Source organism: Campylobacter sp. 2018MI10, from assembly GCF_018501175.1.
GTDB lineage: Bacteria > Campylobacterota > Campylobacteria > Campylobacterales > Campylobacteraceae > Campylobacter_E.
The window spans coordinates 1-525 of sequence record NZ_JAHCZD010000066.1; the positions used below are offsets into that span (position 1 = coordinate 1).

1 protein-coding gene is annotated in these 525 nt (G+C 33.1%); it reads right to left on the bottom strand.

Going from position 1 to position 525, the window contains the following annotated elements; all coding sequences use genetic code 11:
• Positions 1-525, bottom strand: a 525-nt coding sequence (locus tag KJR01_RS09680) for a DNA gyrase C-terminal beta-propeller domain-containing protein (RefSeq protein WP_284467025.1), incomplete at both ends; no start/stop codon positions are given.

Here is a 525-nt window from a genome sequence, read left to right on the forward strand (position 1 = left end):
CTATAACAACTGCACCTACTAATTCGTCATTTTTCTCTTTAAACTTAATAGCCGTCACCCCACGACTTACACGGCCGATTTCACGCACTTTAGCAAGTGGGAATTTGATACACATACCTTTTTTGGTTACTGCAAAGAGCATTTTACCTTGTGTGCTTACACTTTCTTCATTTTCAAGATTTTCATCATCTAAATTTTCAATTTCTTGATTTTCTAAATTTTCTTCACCACCAGTGGCAAAAATTTCATCTTCATCTCTTTGAACAATAATAGCAGTTACCAACTCATCATTTTCATCCAAGTTGATCGCTCTAACTCCTACACTTCTGATATTTTGATATTCACTCAAATTTGTACGCTTTACAATACCATTTTTAGTAAAGAAACATAAAGATTTACTCTCATCAAAATCTGTGGTTGGAATAATAGCCATGATTTTTTCTTCAGCTTGTAAATTAATAAGATTTACCACTGCTTTTCCTTTAGCCGTTCTTGAGCCTTCAGGAATTTTATAAATTTTAAGCC